General features: G+C 56.3%; 10 protein-coding genes. 6 read left to right on the forward strand and 4 right to left on the reverse strand.

Annotation, left to right across the window (positions count from 1 at the left end; all coding sequences use genetic code 11):
• Positions 1 to 100: 100 nt before the first annotated feature.
• The 3 genes from B0G52_RS04395 to B0G52_RS04405 form a co-directional block, all read right to left on the reverse strand.
• A complete protein-coding gene (locus tag B0G52_RS04395) occupies positions 101 to 943 on the reverse strand; it encodes a sugar ABC transporter permease (protein WP_094042295.1) in 843 nt (280 codons plus the stop codon).
• 1 nt (position 944) lies between these two features.
• A complete protein-coding gene (locus B0G52_RS04400; protein ID WP_094042296.1) occupies positions 945 to 2,249 on the reverse strand; it encodes a sugar ABC transporter permease in 1,305 nt (434 codons plus the stop codon).
• Positions 2,250 to 2,375: 126 nt separating this feature from the next.
• Positions 2,376 to 3,704: an extracellular solute-binding protein gene (locus B0G52_RS04405; protein WP_094042297.1), complete on the reverse strand. Its 1,329-nt coding sequence runs from the start codon at positions 3,702 to 3,704 to the stop codon at positions 2,376 to 2,378.
• Positions 3,705 to 3,961: 257 nt separating this feature from the next.
• Between B0G52_RS04405 and B0G52_RS04410 the strand changes: the two genes are divergently transcribed.
• Genes B0G52_RS04410 through tatC form a run of 3 tightly spaced genes read left to right on the forward strand, consistent with a single transcriptional unit; the run spans position 3,962 to position 6,656 of the window.
• Positions 3,962 to 5,641 carry a PhoX family protein gene (locus B0G52_RS04410; protein WP_233162357.1) on the forward strand — a complete coding sequence of 560 codons (1,680 nt, stop codon included), beginning with the start codon at positions 3,962 to 3,964 and terminating at the stop codon, positions 5,639 to 5,641.
• Between the two features lie 26 nt (positions 5,642 to 5,667).
• Positions 5,668 to 5,916, forward strand: coding sequence for a twin-arginine translocase TatA/TatE family subunit (tatA, locus tag B0G52_RS04415; RefSeq protein WP_094042298.1), 249 nt, complete (start codon positions 5,668 to 5,670; stop codon positions 5,914 to 5,916).
• 11 nt (positions 5,917 to 5,927) lie between these two features.
• Positions 5,928 to 6,656 (forward strand): twin-arginine translocase subunit TatC, encoded by a 729-nt coding sequence (gene tatC, locus B0G52_RS04420; RefSeq protein WP_094042299.1) that lies wholly within the window; start codon positions 5,928 to 5,930, stop codon positions 6,654 to 6,656.
• Positions 6,657 to 6,715: 59 nt separating this feature from the next.
• Here the strand turns inward: tatC and B0G52_RS36085 are convergent, their stop codons facing one another.
• Positions 6,716 to 10,885: a fibronectin type III domain-containing protein gene (locus tag B0G52_RS36085; protein ID WP_233162358.1), complete on the reverse strand. Its 4,170-nt coding sequence runs from the start codon at positions 10,883 to 10,885 to the stop codon at positions 6,716 to 6,718.
• A 13-nt stretch (positions 10,886 to 10,898) separates the two neighbouring features.
• Here B0G52_RS36085 and B0G52_RS36090 point away from each other — a divergent pair, with 13 nt between their 5' ends.
• The 3 genes from B0G52_RS36090 to B0G52_RS04445 all read left to right on the forward strand — a co-directional run bounded on the left by B0G52_RS36090 (position 10,899) and on the right by B0G52_RS04445 (position 15,826).
• Complete coding sequence (locus B0G52_RS36090) at positions 10,899 to 11,048, forward strand: hypothetical protein (RefSeq protein WP_233162360.1); 150 nt, start codon at positions 10,899 to 10,901, stop codon at positions 11,046 to 11,048.
• Between the two features lie 419 nt (positions 11,049 to 11,467).
• Positions 11,468 to 11,977 carry a hypothetical protein gene (locus tag B0G52_RS04440; RefSeq protein WP_233162362.1) on the forward strand — a complete coding sequence of 170 codons (510 nt, stop codon included), beginning with the start codon at positions 11,468 to 11,470 and terminating at the stop codon, positions 11,975 to 11,977.
• A gap of 375 nt (positions 11,978 to 12,352) precedes the next feature.
• Entirely contained in the window at positions 12,353 to 15,826 is a 3,474-nt protein-coding gene (locus B0G52_RS04445) for an S-layer homology domain-containing protein (RefSeq protein ID WP_143762516.1), read from the forward strand.
• Positions 15,827 to 15,896: the final 70 nt, after the last annotated feature.

Raw genomic sequence — 15,896 nt, forward strand, 5'->3', positions numbered from 1 at the left:
GCCAAAAGGCGCGGGCAAAACCATTCCCTTTCTCCATTTCATTGGGTTCGTTCTTCGACGTATCTTGGGTTCAACCGATATCGTTCCGGATACCGACCGATCAGCCCTTCGTCGCGCCGTCGGCGAGGCCGGAAATCAAATACCGCTGAAGCAGCAGGAACACCGTCGCGATCGGCAGCGCGATCAGAATCGTGCCCGCGGCAAAAATCGTAAAGTTGTTCGCGAACTTGTCGTTGATGAAGTTGTACAAGCCCAGCGCCAAGGTGAACTTCTCCGGGCTGCGGATAATGATGCGCGGCGTCAGGAAGTCGAAGAACGGCGCCATGAACGTGAACAGCGCCACGACCGCGACGATCGGCTTCGCCAGCGGAATCAGGATCCGGAAGAAAATCGTCATATACCCCGCTCCGTCCATCTTGGCCGACTCGTCCAGATCGCGCGGGATCGTGTCCAGATACCCTTTTACGAGGAAAACGTTCATCGGCAAGCCCCCGAACACATAGATCAGGATCAGTCCGGTAAACGTGTCCAGCAGATTGACCGTGTTCAGCAGCAAATAGATCGCCACCATGCCCATCAGCACCGGAAACATCTGCAGCAGCAGGAACGTGTAGATGCTGTTTTTCCGCCCGACGAACCGGAACCTGGAGAACGCATACGCCAGAATAGTGACAAGGCAGACGGAGGCGATGCCGTTGGCGAACGCAACGATCAGCGTGTTTTTGTACCAGAGCGCATAGTCGCTTCTCGGGTTCGTGAACAGCCAGCGGTAGTGCTCCAGCGACCAGTTGTCGGGAATGAGCTTCAGCGCGAACAGGCTCGTGCCCGGATTCAGGGACATGCTGAACGCCCAGACGAGCGGATACAAAATGACGGCGAACATGATCAGGACAATAACGTAAATGCCCGACACTTCGAGAGCGGATCTCATGGAAGCTTTCATTTTAATACATGTCCTCCTCTCGGAAAGACCGGGTTCTGCGGAATTGATAGAAGGCGAACGCCGCGACGACGATGCCCATGATGATCGAGATGGCCGCCGCCATCTTGTAGTTGTTCTCGTTAAACGTCAGGCTGTACACCCAGGAAATGAGAATGTCCGTAGCTCCCGAGTTCTGGCCCGATACCGGCGGACCGCCCTTGTTGAACAAGTAGATCAGGTTAAAATTGTTGAAGTTCTGCGAGTACTGCATGATCAGCAGCGGAGCGGTGGCGTACAGCACGTGCGGCATCGTAATGTAGCGGAATTTCTTCCAGCGGCTGCCTCCGTCCACGTCCGCGGCCTCGTACCAGTCCTTCGAGATGCTCTGCAGCACCCCGGTAATGAGCGTGAACACATACGGAAAGCCGAGCCACACCTGAATGCCGATAATCGCGATCCTCGCCCACAGCGGGTCGGACAGCCACGGAATCATAACGCCGAAATGGGAGAAAATGTCCCGGTTGATCGCCCCGAAATTGTCGTTGAACATCGCCGCGAACACGAGCACCGTCATGAACGAAGGGACCGCCCAGGGCAGGATGAACACGGTTCGGATCAGCTTCTTGAACCTCACCCGGCTGTCGTTGATCATCACCGCGAGGAAAAAGGCCAGCGTAATCTGCAGCGTCGTGGCGACCAGCGTCCAGACGACGGTCCAGGCGAGCACGGACAGCAGGCTCTTGCTCCATACCGCCTCGGTGAACAGCGCCTTGAAGTTGGCGAAACCGACCCAGTCGAGCAGGTGCGCAGGCGGCGAATTGTACAGGTTGTAGTTCGTAAACGCGAGCGAGATCATGAACAGCAGCGGAAAAATGACGATCAGCGCCATCATGATGAAGTTCGGAATGACGACGAAATACGGGAAGCCGTGCTCCCAGCTGTCGTGAAAAGCTTGCCGGACGGAGGGCGTGCGAACGCCCGCCTGCCGCTTCTTCGCGTCCCGGTAAGCGTCGTTCAGGTTCAGCGCGTACAGCCCCAGCAAAATGACCGTCAGGATGACGGAGAGAATGCCCTGTACGAGCAGCGTGCGCGAATCGTCCAGCTCCGGGTCGTCGCCGAGGCCGATCAATCCGACGATGCCGTTAAAGAGCGGAACCGACAGCGTATAGATCAGGCTCAAGCCGAAGACAAGCAGCAGCACGCCCTTGATCCAACGCCGGTTGTACAGCTGTCCCAATCCGGGAACGACGGACAGCAGCGCAGCCCATGCGGGATTGTGCCCGCTGTACGAGTGGCGCTGTTCGCCGATCGCGTTCTTGATGTCCATGTTTGCTTCACCTTCCATAGTCCGCAAACCGGCCGCCATCGTCTCTGCGCCCCGCCGAACGGGCATCGCGATGGCAAAAGGGGCCCTCCGAGAGCCCCTTTCCGGTTGCCTGCGGCTGTTTAGTTCTTATTTCGCGCCGGCCATTTTCATCTTGTCGTTGATCAGTTGCACCGCATCGTCGAGCGACGCTTGCACGTCCTTGCCGTCCGTAATGAACTTCAGCGCGTTCGCCATCGGGTCCCATACGTGGTCGAGCTCGGGAACGGTCGGGAACGGCTGGCCGTATTGGATCTGTCCGGAGAACCCGGATACGAGCGGATCTTCGGTCAGCACCGGGTTGTTCAGCACGCTCTTGACCGGAGGCACTTCCCCCGTCTGTTGGAAATATTCCAGCGCGTTCTCTTCGTTCGTCAGGAATGCCGCGAAGTCTGTCGCCCACTCCGGATGCTTGGAGAACTTGGAGAGCATCCAGCCCTTTACCCCGATGAACGAGGTCGGGTGCGAGCCGTCTTCCAGCGCCGGAAGCGGAGCTACCGCCAGGTCGTCGCCCAGCGCCTTCTTGAAGTCGGTGATCGCCCACGGCCCGTTAATGACCGCCGCGACTTTGCCTTGCGTGAACAGGCCGCCGACGATGTCGCCGTTGATGCCCTTAGGCAGATAGCCGTTGTTGAACCAGCTTTGGATCAGCTTGCCGCCCTTCACCGTGCCTTCCTTGTTCAGGCCGATGTCGTTGATGTCGAAGACGCCGTTGTTGTCCTTGAAAATGTAGCCGCCGCTGCCCCCGAGGAAGCCCCAGGCGAAGTAGAAGTTGGCCGCTTCGAACAGGAAGCCGTACTCCTGCTTCTTCGCGTCAGTCTTCTCCTTCATGAGCGCTTCCAGCTCTGCGATCGTCGCCGGAGGCTGCGGAACGAGCTTCTTGTTGTAGAACATCGCGTACGTCTCGGTGACGAGCGGAAGTCCGTACAGCACGCCGTCCTGGCTGAGCGCCTGCAGCGCTTCCGGCGTGTAAGTATCCTTGATCGAGTCCGACGGTTTAACCTCTTGCACGAGCCCTTTCACGACCAGGCTCCCGATGCCCGGCTGGTAGAACAGATCCGGTCCTTTGCCCGCCGGGCCGTCGAGCGCCAGCACGTCCGGCTGATCGTTCATCGCCACCGGCTTGATGTTGATCTTGATGCCGGTCTGCTCCGTGTACTTCTGCGCGGCCGCTTCGATGACAGCGAGTTTGTCCGCGTTGTCGTCCGGCCAGATCGTCAGCTCGGCCGGCTTCTCCGGACCCGATTCGGCGGCGGAAGCCGAAGCGCTTGGCGATTCCGCCGAAGCGGACGGAGATGGGCTGGATGCAGAGGGCGAGCCGCTTGCACCGCCATTGTCTTTGTTGCCTCCGCACGCCGTCAGCGATAACGCGGCCAGCATGACGCAGAGCGTGAGCATCGTCTTTTTGTGTTTGAACATTTTAAGTCTCCCTTCTCATGGTCAACCTTTTTGGGTGAGTCGTTCCGCACCCGTCGGCGCGGTTTATGAGCCTAATTGTACGGCCGGGGCGACGTCCTCAACTACCAATCCGGTGACCTGAAAGGCTAAGATTGTGACTTGCGCAATGTTCACACTTTTTTTACAATCCGCTGTTTTCCATCTAATCCCCCCTTGATACGGAACCTCTATGCTGTTGATGATGACCCAATTTGTCCAAATGGGAGTGTGCCAAAATCATGATCGAAAATCAGAAAATGGACCGCCGCAAATTTTTGTCCTACCTGGGAACGGGAGCTGCCGCGCTCGCAGCCGCATCCGCCGGACTGGGCACGCTGGAGGGCAAAGCCTCCGCCGCATCCAAGACGGCCGATCATCTCTTCGGCTACCAAACGAACCGGGTAAGCGGATTTTTCGAATCGATTCAAGCGTCCGATTCCGACCAGCTTGTCCTGCCGAAGGGCTACCAGTATGACGTCGTAGCCGCCTTCGATGACGTGATCAACAGCGCGGGCGACAAATTCGGACAAGGCGCGGACTACAACGCCTACCTCCCGATCAACGGCTCCAACTCTCACGGTCTGCTGGTCACCAACCACGAGTACACGAACATTTTTCTGCATGGGGAAATCAAGGACGGCAAAATGACGGCGGAGCAAATCCGCAACGAACTCTACTACCAAGGCATGTCGGTGATCGAAGTCAAACAGGGCGAAGACGGGGTCTGGAAAATGGACACGTCTTCCAAATACGCCCGTCGCATCAACGGCTTCAGCAAATTCGAGCTGACCGGCCCTGCCCGCGGCGCCAAGGCGCTCGGCGGCGTCTCCTCCGTAACCGGAACGTTCGCGAACTGCTCCGGCGGCGTCACGCTGTGGAACACGGTCATGTCCTGCGAAGAGAACTTCGAAGCGACTTCCGGGGCCGCCAGCCTGAACGCGACGCATTACGGCTGGGTCGTGGAAATCGATCCGTTCGACGGCAAGTTTCTGAGAAAGCATACGGCTCTGGGACGTTTCCACCATGAAAATACGGCGATGGGCATCGCCAAAGACGGCAGGGTCGTCGTGTATATGGGCGACGACGTAAAAGACGCATGCGTATACAAATTCGTAACCAAAGGGAAATACGATCCGGCGGCCGGACGCCGCAATTCCGACCTGCTCTCCGAAGGCACGCTGTATGTCGCCAACTTGAAAAGCGGTCAGTGGCTGGAAGTCACGATCGAGGCGGTGCGCAAAGCGCTGGAGAAAGAAGGCTTCAAAGCTCCAAGCGGCGTTAAGGGAACTCAGGAGGAGTTGCTGAAAAAATACCAAACCCAAGGCGATATCGTTACCAACTGCGCGGAAGCGGCGCTGCTGGTCGGCGGCACGCCTACGGATCGCCCGGAGGATGTGGAAGTTTCTCCGTTCGACAACACAATCTTTATTTGCCACACGAACAACGACAACCACGGCAACATCCATGGACACATCACACGCATTTTCGAAAAGGACGACGATCTGGGTTCGACGGAGTTCGACTTTGAAATTTTCGCGGCAGGCGGCCGCCAATCGGGCTTCAGCTCGCCGGACAATCTGGCTTTCGATTCCAACGGCAGCCTGTGGGTCGTGACGGACATTTCCTCCGGCAGCCTGAACAAAGGCGTGTACACCAGCTTCAAAAACAACGGCCTGTTCGTCATCCCGACGGTCGGACCGAGCAAGGGCGAAGCGCTGCAATTCGCCTCCGGCCCCCGCGAATGCGAAATGACCGGACCTTTCTTCTCGCCCGACGAGCGCACGCTGTTCCTGTCCATCCAGCATCCCGGCGAGAATACGACGGATGTCAGCAAGCCGACCAGCATGTGGCCGCACCGCAAGGGCGACAAAATCCCGCGCGAAGCCGTCGTGGCCATCCGCGGATTCAAGCTTGGCTAAATCTTGAATAGCGAGGAGACTTTATTATGCCATTCGGAAACATCGGCATCGGCGGCCTGATTCTGATCCTGATCATCGCGCTTATCATTTTCGGACCGTCCAAGCTGCCTGAATTGGGACGAGCCTTCGGCCGCACGCTCAGCGAATTCAAGAGCGCTACCCGCGGCATGATCGACGGCGACAAGGATGACAAGGACAAAGGCGCAGCGAGCGAAGCCTCCGACGCATCGGAGCAAAAGCCGCGCCTGGCCGCGGTCGAGTCCAACAAAGGCTAAGGAGGCTCGACATGAAGGCCGAAAGCGCGGAAGTCAGCTTTGTCGGCCACTTGGGCGAAATGCGCCGCAGAATCATTTTTACGCTGATCGCGTTTCTGGTGTCTCTCTGCGGCGCTTTCATCTACGTGAAGGAGATCTATCACTGGCTGGTCCGGGATCTGGATTTCAAGCTGGCGATTCTGGCTCCGTCCGACGTCATCTGGGTCTATCTGAAGTTGGCGGGCGTTGTCGCCATTGCCGTCACCCTGCCGGTCGCCGCCTGCCAGGCTTGGCTGTTCGTCAAGCCGGCCTTGAAGCCTCAGGAACAGCGGGCTACGCTGGCGTATATCCCCTGGCTCCCCGTCTTGTTCGCGGGCGGGATCGTCTTCGGGTACTTCGTCATCTATCCGATGGTGCTGCAGTTTCTGGAGGGAATGTCGGGGGATTTTGCCACGATGTATACGGCGGACCGGTACTTCTCCTTCATGCTGAGCATGACCGTGCCCTTCGGGCTGCTGTTCGAAATGCCCGTCACGGTCATGTTCCTGACCCGGATTGGCATCCTGAATCCGGCCCGGCTGGCCAAGGGACGCAAGCTGTCTTACTTCATCCTGACCGTCACCGCCGTCATGATCACGCCTCCGGACATCATGTCCGACGTGCTCGTGATCATCCCGCTTTTCGTCCTGTACGAGGTGAGCGTGGGGCTGTCCAAGTGGATTTATGGCAAGAAGGAAAAACTGGATGCTTCCTACGAGTAAAAATCGCCCCGCAATTGGCCGTTTGGTCCGTTGCGGGGCGATTGTCGTTCCTTCATGAATTAATTGCCGGTGAGCGAGAAGTCGTCAAAATAGAATGTTCCGCGCATATCGTTAAAATAAGGATAGATGCGGACTTTAGCTGTACCTGAAGGAGCTGTGTACGACGCATGAACGTTAACGAATTCAGACGTTGTGCCCGTGAAGACAGCAGCCACATGGTCTGCGAGAATCGTTCCGTTTGCGCTTAAGAACTGAATCTTGAACCTCAGTGTACTTCCATTGTTCACAGGAATGTTCACGTAACCGTCGAACGTGTAGGTTGTACCCGCGATCGCATCAACATCCTGGTACCACCCCATCCACGGACCGGAATCTCCGTTAACTCTCAGCGATGCGGAGCCTGAACGATAGACGGACGTGTTGCGCGAAATGTAATAGTCCTGCTCATAAATCCAGGAGGCCGGCCTCCCGCCGCTATCCGCCTCGAAGCCCGGATTAACGAGCAGGTTGCCCCCGGAGGAAGGCGCGTTCGTCGTCACGTTCAGAGCATCGCTGGCGGCGGAGACGTTGCCGGCCGCGTCTTTGGCTTTGACCGTAAAGCTGTACGCTGTGCTTGCCGTCAGGCCGGTTGCCGTGAACGTCGTTGCTCCGGTCGTCGAACCGACAAGCGTCGCTCCGCGATATATATCGTAACCCGTGACTCCGACGTTGTCCGTCGATGCGGTCCAGGACAGGCTTACCGTCGTGTCGGACTTCGATGGCGACGTCAAACCGGTCGGCGCTGAAGGCGCTTGGGTGTCCTCAGGCGGCGCATACGGGCTCAGAAAGCTTCCGTCGACGACCGTCGTCGTCGCGATGTCCGGTCCGGTCCAGCCGACGGCCAAGTTGTCGCCGCCGTCGCCTTCCTTGTGCAGAACTTCCACATAGTAGGACTGTCCGGCTGTCAGCGATTTCGCGGCAGACTGCTGCGAGCCGTACTTGTTCCATTCCCTCGAATTGGTCCAGCCTGTCACGGAAGCGATCTTCGTTTTGTTCGCCGGGTTGGCGTCCGTGCTCAGCCACAGCTCGCTGTCGTCGTCTCCGGCGATCCAGAACGTGTACGAGCCGGTCGTTCCCGGCGTAATATAGCCGCGGATTCTCGTACCGTAATCGTCCGCCCAGTTCGTCGGGGCTTCCAGACTCGTTAACGTGTTCGTGCCGCTTGGCGCCGTCGTCAACGGAATGGAGGAGATCGAAGTTCCGCCGATGCCGGTCCAGTATTCGCGCGTAATGCTGCCCGTTCCGCCGCCTGTCGCGGCGTTCGTCGTGACGCTCAGCGCGGAGCTGGCGGCGGAGACGTTGCCTGCCGCATCTCTGGCCTTGACCGTAAAGCTGTAAGTGGTATTCGGCGTCAAGCCGGTTGCCTGGAACGTTGTCGTCGAACCGCCGACCGAACCGGCGAGCGTTGCGCCATTATAGACGTCGTAGCCCGTCACTCCCACGTTATCGGTAGACGCGGTCCAAGACAAATTGACCGTCGTTGCCGTTTTCGAAGGCGATGTCAAGCCCGCTGGCGCTGACGGAGCAAGCGTGTCTCCGGAACCGCCGCCGCTTGCGGTAAGCGAGAAGTCGTCGAAGTACAGAGCGCCGCGCAAATCTTTCATGTAAATATAAACTCTCGCTTTAGCCGTATTCGCCGGGGCAAGCCGGGAGCCGTTCACGTTGACGAAGCCCGTCGTTGTGCCCGTGTGCGTGTAGAGCAGCTCATCCTGAAGAACGTTATTCGAAGCGTCAAGGAAGCGAAGCTTGAAGTCGATCGTCGTCCCGTTGTTCGAGGCGGCATTGTAGTATCCGTCGAACGTATAGGTCGTGCCGGCCGCCGCTGCCGCGTCCTGATAGAAGGCGAGCCAAGGCCCGGTGTCTCCGGACATTCTCATCGACGCGGTACCGGATCTCTTGACCGCGGTGTCGCGGTAGCAGAAATAATCGTTCTCACAGATCCACGAATCGGGCTTGTTGGAGCTGTTGCTCGTATCGAAGCCAGGGTTCGCCAACTTGTTGACCGGAATCGGCGGCAGCGTGGTGACGCTGATCGTATTGCTCGCCGCGGATGCGTTATTCCTTGCATCGCGCGCTTTGACGTAGTAACTGTAAGTCGTTTCAGCCGTTAGACCGGTATCCGTGAACGTCGTTGAGGTGCCGCTGACGGTTCCGGACAACGTTCCGTCCCGGTAGATATCGTATGCGGTCACTCCCACGTTGTCCGTGGAAGCGGTCCACGACAAGGTCACCGAGACGTCCAGCTTGGAGGGTGAAGACAAACTGCCCGGCGCCGTCGGAGGCGTCGTATCCGGCGGGTTCGTCGTGACAGTCAGGGCTGAGCTCGCCGCAGAGACATTGCCCGCATTGTCCTTCGCTTTGACGGTAAAGGTGTAAGACGTATTAGCGGTCAAATTCGTCGCTGTGTAAGCGGTAGCGCCGCCCGTCGAGCCGACCAGCGTAGAGCCGCGGTACACGTCGTAGTCCGTTACGCGGACGTTGTCGGTGGAAGGAGACCAGGTCAAGGTTACTGTCGTATCCGTCTTGGATGGAGACGCCAGGTTCGTCGGAGCGGCAGGAGGAGTCGTGTCCGGCGCGTCGCATCCTTCGCATTCGATTTTGACCGCGATATCCCTCGTAAACGAAGGAACGCTCACCGTCAAGCTGCCGCCGGTCGCCTGCACGCTTGAAGTCGTACCGTATGCTCCCGTATAGGTATTGTAGAACGTCACATCGTAGTATCCGTTCGGCATTGGAATGGTCAACGACATTCCGCTAACCGTCGGCGGGGATGACACCGTGTGATTTCCTTGCGGATCATTAATCCACAAGTAGGCGCGTGAATTGCTCTTGAAACCGCCTGCCTTCGTGCCGTTGGATTGCAGCCCGTAGTCCACGTGCGGCATATCGATCAGATGGTCTTCGACCGGCTGAACGAAGTCGGCCAAGCGAGTATGGATCGCTTTGAAACTTGCCGGAAGCGCGAATCCGGTTTCAAAAATCCACCACAAGCTGCCGCCGGCGGCTCCTGCGCGGAAAATCGGAGCCCAAAGAGCATTGTGCATGTATTCGTCAATGGTCGGATCAGTCGTCTGATCTTCGTGAGTACGGCCTACTTCCCCAATGAAGGCAGGCTTGCCTGGTACCATGGACAGCAAGTTCTCAATGTTCTCCTCCCAAGCGTCTATGACATTGGCGCTGCTGTCGTAACGGTGGACATTCGTCGCATCGAGCGTCGTCAAGGTTTGCCAAGATTGCTGCCCGGAGCCCGCGTGGTCTTTCCAGGCGAAGCTTGTCGTAGTCGGATGATGGTAAAAATCCAGCGACTTCCAGTAATTATCCATTTCGGTATGCCATGCACCGCGAATGGATGCCGTCGTGTCGACGCGATTGTCCGCTTCATTCCAATACTCGATCATACCGAGCGCCCGGCTATAGCCATAGCGGGCAAACACGTAGCGCAGAAGCTTTTTGTAGTATGCCTTCGCCGTCGCGTCCGTCCAAAATCCGGCGTTGTTCTCGGAATACGTCGTCGGCCCGCCGTTCGCCTGGTTGTAAGCGTTAACATTCCACTGATAATAGAAGTCTCCGAAGCTGAGCAGCGTCAGCATGATGTAAACGTCGTTCGCCTCGGCGGTCTCCAGCATGAGATCCATCCGGGCTTGGTTATCCAACTGATACCGTCCGATGCCTTCGTAAGGAATAGTCAAGCCGGCTTCGTTCGCCACGATTGGTCCCCATTCCGGAGCGAGGCTGCTCCACCAGCAAGAATACCAGACGCGGAGCAAGTTCATTTTCGCAGGCTTCAAGTTCGGGATTTCGTCGATGACGGCATTCGCATTCGGATTGTTCCATGCGAAGTTCGTTCCGATGAGCGTGATTTGCGACCCATAGCTGTCTGCGAACCGCGTGCCTTGTGTGCTCATAAATCCGCGGTTATTGCCCGGGCCTCCAGCCGTGAACGTATACGTCGAAGAGGTTCCCGTTCCACTCGCATCGACGACGGCCAGGACGACGCTATGGGCGCCCGCTTGACGGGGTGAATAGCGGACAGCCCAGTTCGGCGACGTATTGGATTTGTAGAATGCCGGAACGACTTCCGTAGCACCGGAAGGCGTCGTAAAAGTCGCGTAAACGTTGACTTCGTCCGGATTAAACGGATTCGTATAGGTTGAGCTTAAATTGAACGTAACTTCCAGCTTGGAGTACATTGCAGGACTTGTCGTGTTAAATGAAATATCTGAAAACGCTGTTGCGGCATTTGCTACTGAAGCACCTAGAGGTAATGTGGAAAAACCCAGAATCAAACTCAAAAGCATGATTACTGCTGGTTTTAATTTTCTCATCATCACTGCTCCTCTTCCAGATAATTAAAAGCAATTAAAAATCATGTCTATACCTTGATGAAAGCGCTCCCCACCTTTCGCCGGTTATCGTAATGCATTTTCACTATGCTGGGATTTCTTAATATACACAACCTTAGTAGTTACACACATAGACCCTATGGATTAAACATCGGGTGCTGTACTGCTCATGCGCCGCATCCAAAAGCTGATCTGGATGCATATCTTTCTTCTCGAAGTCCGGTTAAGCATTATTGCGTCGGTAGAGTTCGTTGGAAAATCTCCTGTAGTCGTGACAAAAGACTAAAGTTGTGACTTGCGGGGTGTGGCTAAACGTAAAAAACCACATAAGTTGTTATGCTCATGTGGTTTGGCGCTTTGTTGGGGCGGACTCTCTCTATGTACCCTGTCCATCAATCATAGATTTCACGAACACGATGCTGCCTGCCCTTGTTCATCAACTTGCAGGACGGCGTGAAAGCCATCTTCAAGTGGGCAGGCGACGACGAGGAGCGCCAGAGCTCCCATGTTGTACAAATGATCGAGCAAGCTTTTGTCGCCGCACTCACCTTCGGCAGAGCGCTGCTCCTGCTGGATCGATATTTCCTGTCCATTCCCGCGCTGCAGCGGTTGGCCGAAGGCGATGGAGCCGTGCACATCGTCACGAAAGCCAAAATGAATGCCGTTGCCTACGAAAAAACTGTCTCCTTCCTGTGCGTGGATTTCTTATGGGGGCAAGGGTGGTACCAGGAATTGCGGTTTGTCCTCGTTCGGCATGCAGGTCGCCTTGCTATTCTCGTCAGCACCGATCTGTCGCTTACGGCGACGGAGATCATCGAACTGTATGGCTATCGCTTCTGGAGCGCGTCGATGCCCAAGTTGAATCGTTATCGTCGCAAAGGCGAGGCGGATTCGCTGGAGCAGGTCACAACGCGTCAGATCGGCATCGGATTCGACTGACGCTTCAGGCCATCGAAGGCTTCGTGATGTGCAGCGTCATCGCCACGGGCATCGTGCAGTTGCTTGCTTTACGCTTTTCCGGCCAAACGCCTGCGCTGTTCTTCCGTTATTTGCGTACACCGTCCAAATCTATCGTGTCGGAGGCGACGGTAACAGTTTACTTGCGCAAGTCGATTTTTCGCCTGTTTGCCCAAAATCCGCATGGAGTATGTTTCATAGGATGCTTGTGTACTATCTACGCCCCCCCGCTCCTCATTTTGGAGTATTTTTTTTTGCTCGAATGATCATTAACATGGAATCTGGGAGCAGATCAGTTGTCGAAAGATGTAATGTAGGGAATACACAGTTTGGTAAAATGGTGAAATGGGGGATTATATGCGACGAATCAAATATTGGACAAGCGGGTATAACCCGGGTTCCATAGGGGGGGCGTTCGCTTCCAGTCGAAAGATCAGCCTCGTGATGGCATTTTTGCTTATTTTCAGCGGATTCTGGTCGGGATGGAGAGTGGAAACCGCAAGGGCGGATGGTGCCGATAGCATTCTATATGTGAAAATGGAAGGCGACGACGCAAACGGCGGAACGGGTTGGGATGATGCTTTTGCCACGTTGCAGAAGGCGTTGGACACGGCAGACACAAGCAGCGGTCAAACGTATCAGATCTGGATCGCGAAAGGAACGTATATACCGACCCATACCTTTCCGGCATCGAGTGTCTGTGTCGAAAGGAGGCCCGATCCCCCCAACCCGCCCGAGAGTTGGCTATGTCTTCGGTACGAGATGCAAGTAGACCCGCGAACCGCGCATTTCGCGATGAAGAACGATGTGGCCATTTACGGCGGGTTTGCGGGAACCGAGGATCCGGCAACTTTTTCGCTTGCCGATCGTGATTTTGCTAACAATGAAACGATATTAAGCGGGGATTTGGGTAATCACCTCGCGGCGTATCATGTGTTCTACCATCCGAATCTGGCCCTGGATGCCACTGCGGTTTTGGACGGGGTGACCATCAGCGGCGGAAGAGGAGTCGAACATCAAGGTTATGGCGGCGGGATGTACAACGACAGGAGCAGTCCGGCACTCACCCATGTAACGTTCAGCGGGAATTATGCACAATATGCTGGCGGCGCGATGGCTAACCAATCCAGCAACCCGACGCTCACCCATGTAACGATCAGTGGGAATGAGGCAAGGCGTGGCGGCGGGATGTACAACGCCGGTGGGAGCAGTCCGATACTCACTCATGTAACGATCAGCGACAATAAAGCGTTTATAAATGAAGGCGGCGGGATGTCCAACAATAGTGGCAGCAGCCCTGTACTCACCCATGTAACGATCAGCGGAAATGAGGCAAATATTGGTGGCGGGATGTACAACAGTGACAGCAGTCCGACACTCACCAACGTGATCATCAGCGGCAATAAGGCAAGGGATATCTCTCCCGGCGGCAGAGTTGGCGGCGGGATCTACACCCGTAACGGCAGTTTGACACTCACCCATGTGACGATCAGCGGCAATTGGGCGGCTTTTGAAGCCGGAGGGATGTACAATGATGAAAGCGCAACGACGATAAGAAACAGCATCATCTGGGGGAATTCGACAACAGATGAATATAATCCAAGTATCGTTATTTCACCCTGGTGGTCCACCTTCCCGGTGATCTCCCATAGTCTGATCGAATATTCGAACGGAAGCGGAGACAATTGGAATGCTTCGGTTGGATCCGATGACGGAAACAACATCGACGCAGATCCAAAGTTCGTCGATTATCAACTTGCAACCATCGATTCAACATCAAGCGGCGACTACCGTTTGCGTAAAGATTCGCCGGCGATCAATGCCGGGAATAGCATCGACATACCGAACGGCATAATAACGGACCTGGATGGCAACATCCGTGTCGCCGGCGCTTCCGTTGATATGGGTGCGTATGAATATGAACGCGTTCTTCCCGTACCGCGGAATTTGATTGGCACGGCGGGGGATCGACAAGTTACTTTGAGCTGGGACGTCGTAAACTTTGCCGACAGCTATGAAGTGTACAAGTACGAAGGCGCAACGGGCCCTGTGACCACGGATGATTGGGAACTGGTTGCGCGCGACATAAACGTCACTACCTATGAAGTGACCGAACTGACGAATGGAACGGGTTACGCATTCGCGGTGAAGGCAGTGAGTACGCTCGGCGACAGCGATTTCACCGACGCCGCGGCGATTGCGACATCAAGTACCGTACCTGATGCGCCATCAGGCGTGAGCGCGACCGCAGGAAACGGACAGGCCGTGGTTAGTTTCACTGTGCCGACAAACAACGGCGGCAGCGCGATTACCGGCTATACGGTGACGGCGTTAGTTAATGGCAGCGCCACGGGAATGACAGAAACAGGCACGGCAAGTCCGATCACCGTTAGTGGCTTAACGAACGGCACGGCGTACACGTTCTCGGTACGTGCAACGAGTGCCTTGGGCGACTCGTCGGAATCTGATCCGTCCGGTGAGGTGACGCCGCGCACCGTACCTGGTGCTCCGACGAGAGTGAGCGCGACCGCAGGAAACGGCCAGGCCGTGGTAAGCTTCACCGCCCCGACGAACAACGGCGGCAGCGCGATCACCGGCTATACGGTGACGGCGTTGGTTGATGGCAGCGCCACGGGAATGACAGCAACAGGCACGGCAAGCCCGATTACCGTTACGGGCTTAACGAACGGCACGTCGTATACGTTCACGGTCCGCGCCACGAATGCCGCAGGCGATTCGGCGGAGTCCTCTCCGACCGAACCAAGGACACCGCTGTCTCCTGCTTCAGCCCCTGATCCTGCTCCCGCACCAGTGCCTGATGCGCCGACAGAATCCGGTAACAACAGCTTGGTCGTCCTTGTGATTTCAACAAACGGCAGCATTACTATTCCGGTCGGCGGAAGTGGGGAAGTCAGCTTGGGTGAGGAGATTTCGATTGTGATTCCTCATGGAGCCTCGGAGCGGGAGCAGCATATTACGATAGAGAAAGTGCTGAATACCGAGGATCTGATCTCGGAAGGTGAAGCACTGGCCAGCGATATCTATGAGCTTATGAAGAACTTCTCGGAAAAGTTCGACAAGCCGGCCACGTTGACATTTGTCTTCGACCCGTCAGTCGCGGGGAGCAATCAGACTTTTGCCATATTCTATTACGATGAGACGGAGAAGAAATGGATCAAGGTCGGCGGAGAGGTAAGCGGCAATACCATCCGTGCAGAGGTCGATCAATTGACGAAGTTTGCGGTATTCGCAATCGATGAAGAAGCATCAGCCACCGATCGGAATGTGATTGTCTTCAGCGACATTTTCGAACACTGGGCGGAAGAGAGCATCAAACAAGCCGTGCTCGATGGAATCATAACCGGTTACCCGGATGGTACGTTCAGGCCGGACGAGCCCGTATCCCGCGCCGAATTTACAGTCATGCTGGCGCATGCGCTGGATTTGGACGGGTCAGGGGCAGTTCTTCCCTTTACGGATCGGGCCGAAATTGGCGCATGGGCTGAGGAAGCGGTTGCGCGCGCAGTGCTGGCGGGAATCGTGAACGGGTATGGGGCCGGTCGCTTCCAACCGAATGCGCCGATTACACGGTCAGAGATGGCGACCATGATCGCAAGGGCATTGCAGTTGCCCACAGAAGCGATCACGAAGACCGACTTCACCGATGATGACCGTATTCCTGGCTGGGCGAAAAGCGCGGTGGAATCGCTCAGAAAACTGGACATCGTCAACGGACGCGGCGACGGCAAGTACGTTCCGGACGATAAGTTGACGAGGGCAGAGTCGGTAGTGGCGTTGCTCAGAATGTTGAGAAGCCAAGGTCAAGATTAAAAAGGTCGCCCTTGTGTGCGAAATCTGCCGCATACAGGGGCGATTTTCCCCATTCCCTCGCAACATTACA

The organism is Cohnella sp. SGD-V74, from assembly GCF_003001675.1.
Taxonomy (GTDB): Bacteria; Bacillota; Bacilli; order Paenibacillales; family Paenibacillaceae; genus Cohnella.

What these genes read in the sequence shown, in the direction of transcription:
- B0G52_RS04395 (WP_094042295.1), bottom strand. Translation starts at nt 943, where the DNA reads ATGAAAGCTTCCATGAGATCCGCTCTCGAAGTGTCGGGCATTTACGTT.
- B0G52_RS04400 (WP_094042296.1), bottom strand. Translation starts at nt 2,249, where the DNA reads ATGGACATCAAGAACGCGATCGGCGAACAGCGCCACTCGTACAGCGGG.
- B0G52_RS04405 (WP_094042297.1), bottom strand. Translation starts at nt 3,704, where the DNA reads ATGTTCAAACACAAAAAGACGATGCTCACGCTCTGCGTCATGCTGGCC.
- B0G52_RS04410 (WP_233162357.1), top strand. Translation starts at nt 3,962, where the DNA reads ATGATCGAAAATCAGAAAATGGACCGCCGCAAATTTTTGTCCTACCTG.
- tatA (WP_094042298.1), top strand. Translation starts at nt 5,668, where the DNA reads ATGCCATTCGGAAACATCGGCATCGGCGGCCTGATTCTGATCCTGATC.
- tatC (WP_094042299.1), top strand. Translation starts at nt 5,928, where the DNA reads ATGAAGGCCGAAAGCGCGGAAGTCAGCTTTGTCGGCCACTTGGGCGAA.
- B0G52_RS36085 (WP_233162358.1), bottom strand. Translation starts at nt 10,885, where the DNA reads ATGTACTCCAAGCTGGAAGTTACGTTCAATTTAAGCTCAACCTATACG.
- B0G52_RS04445 (WP_143762516.1), top strand. Translation starts at nt 12,353, where the DNA reads ATGCGACGAATCAAATATTGGACAAGCGGGTATAACCCGGGTTCCATA.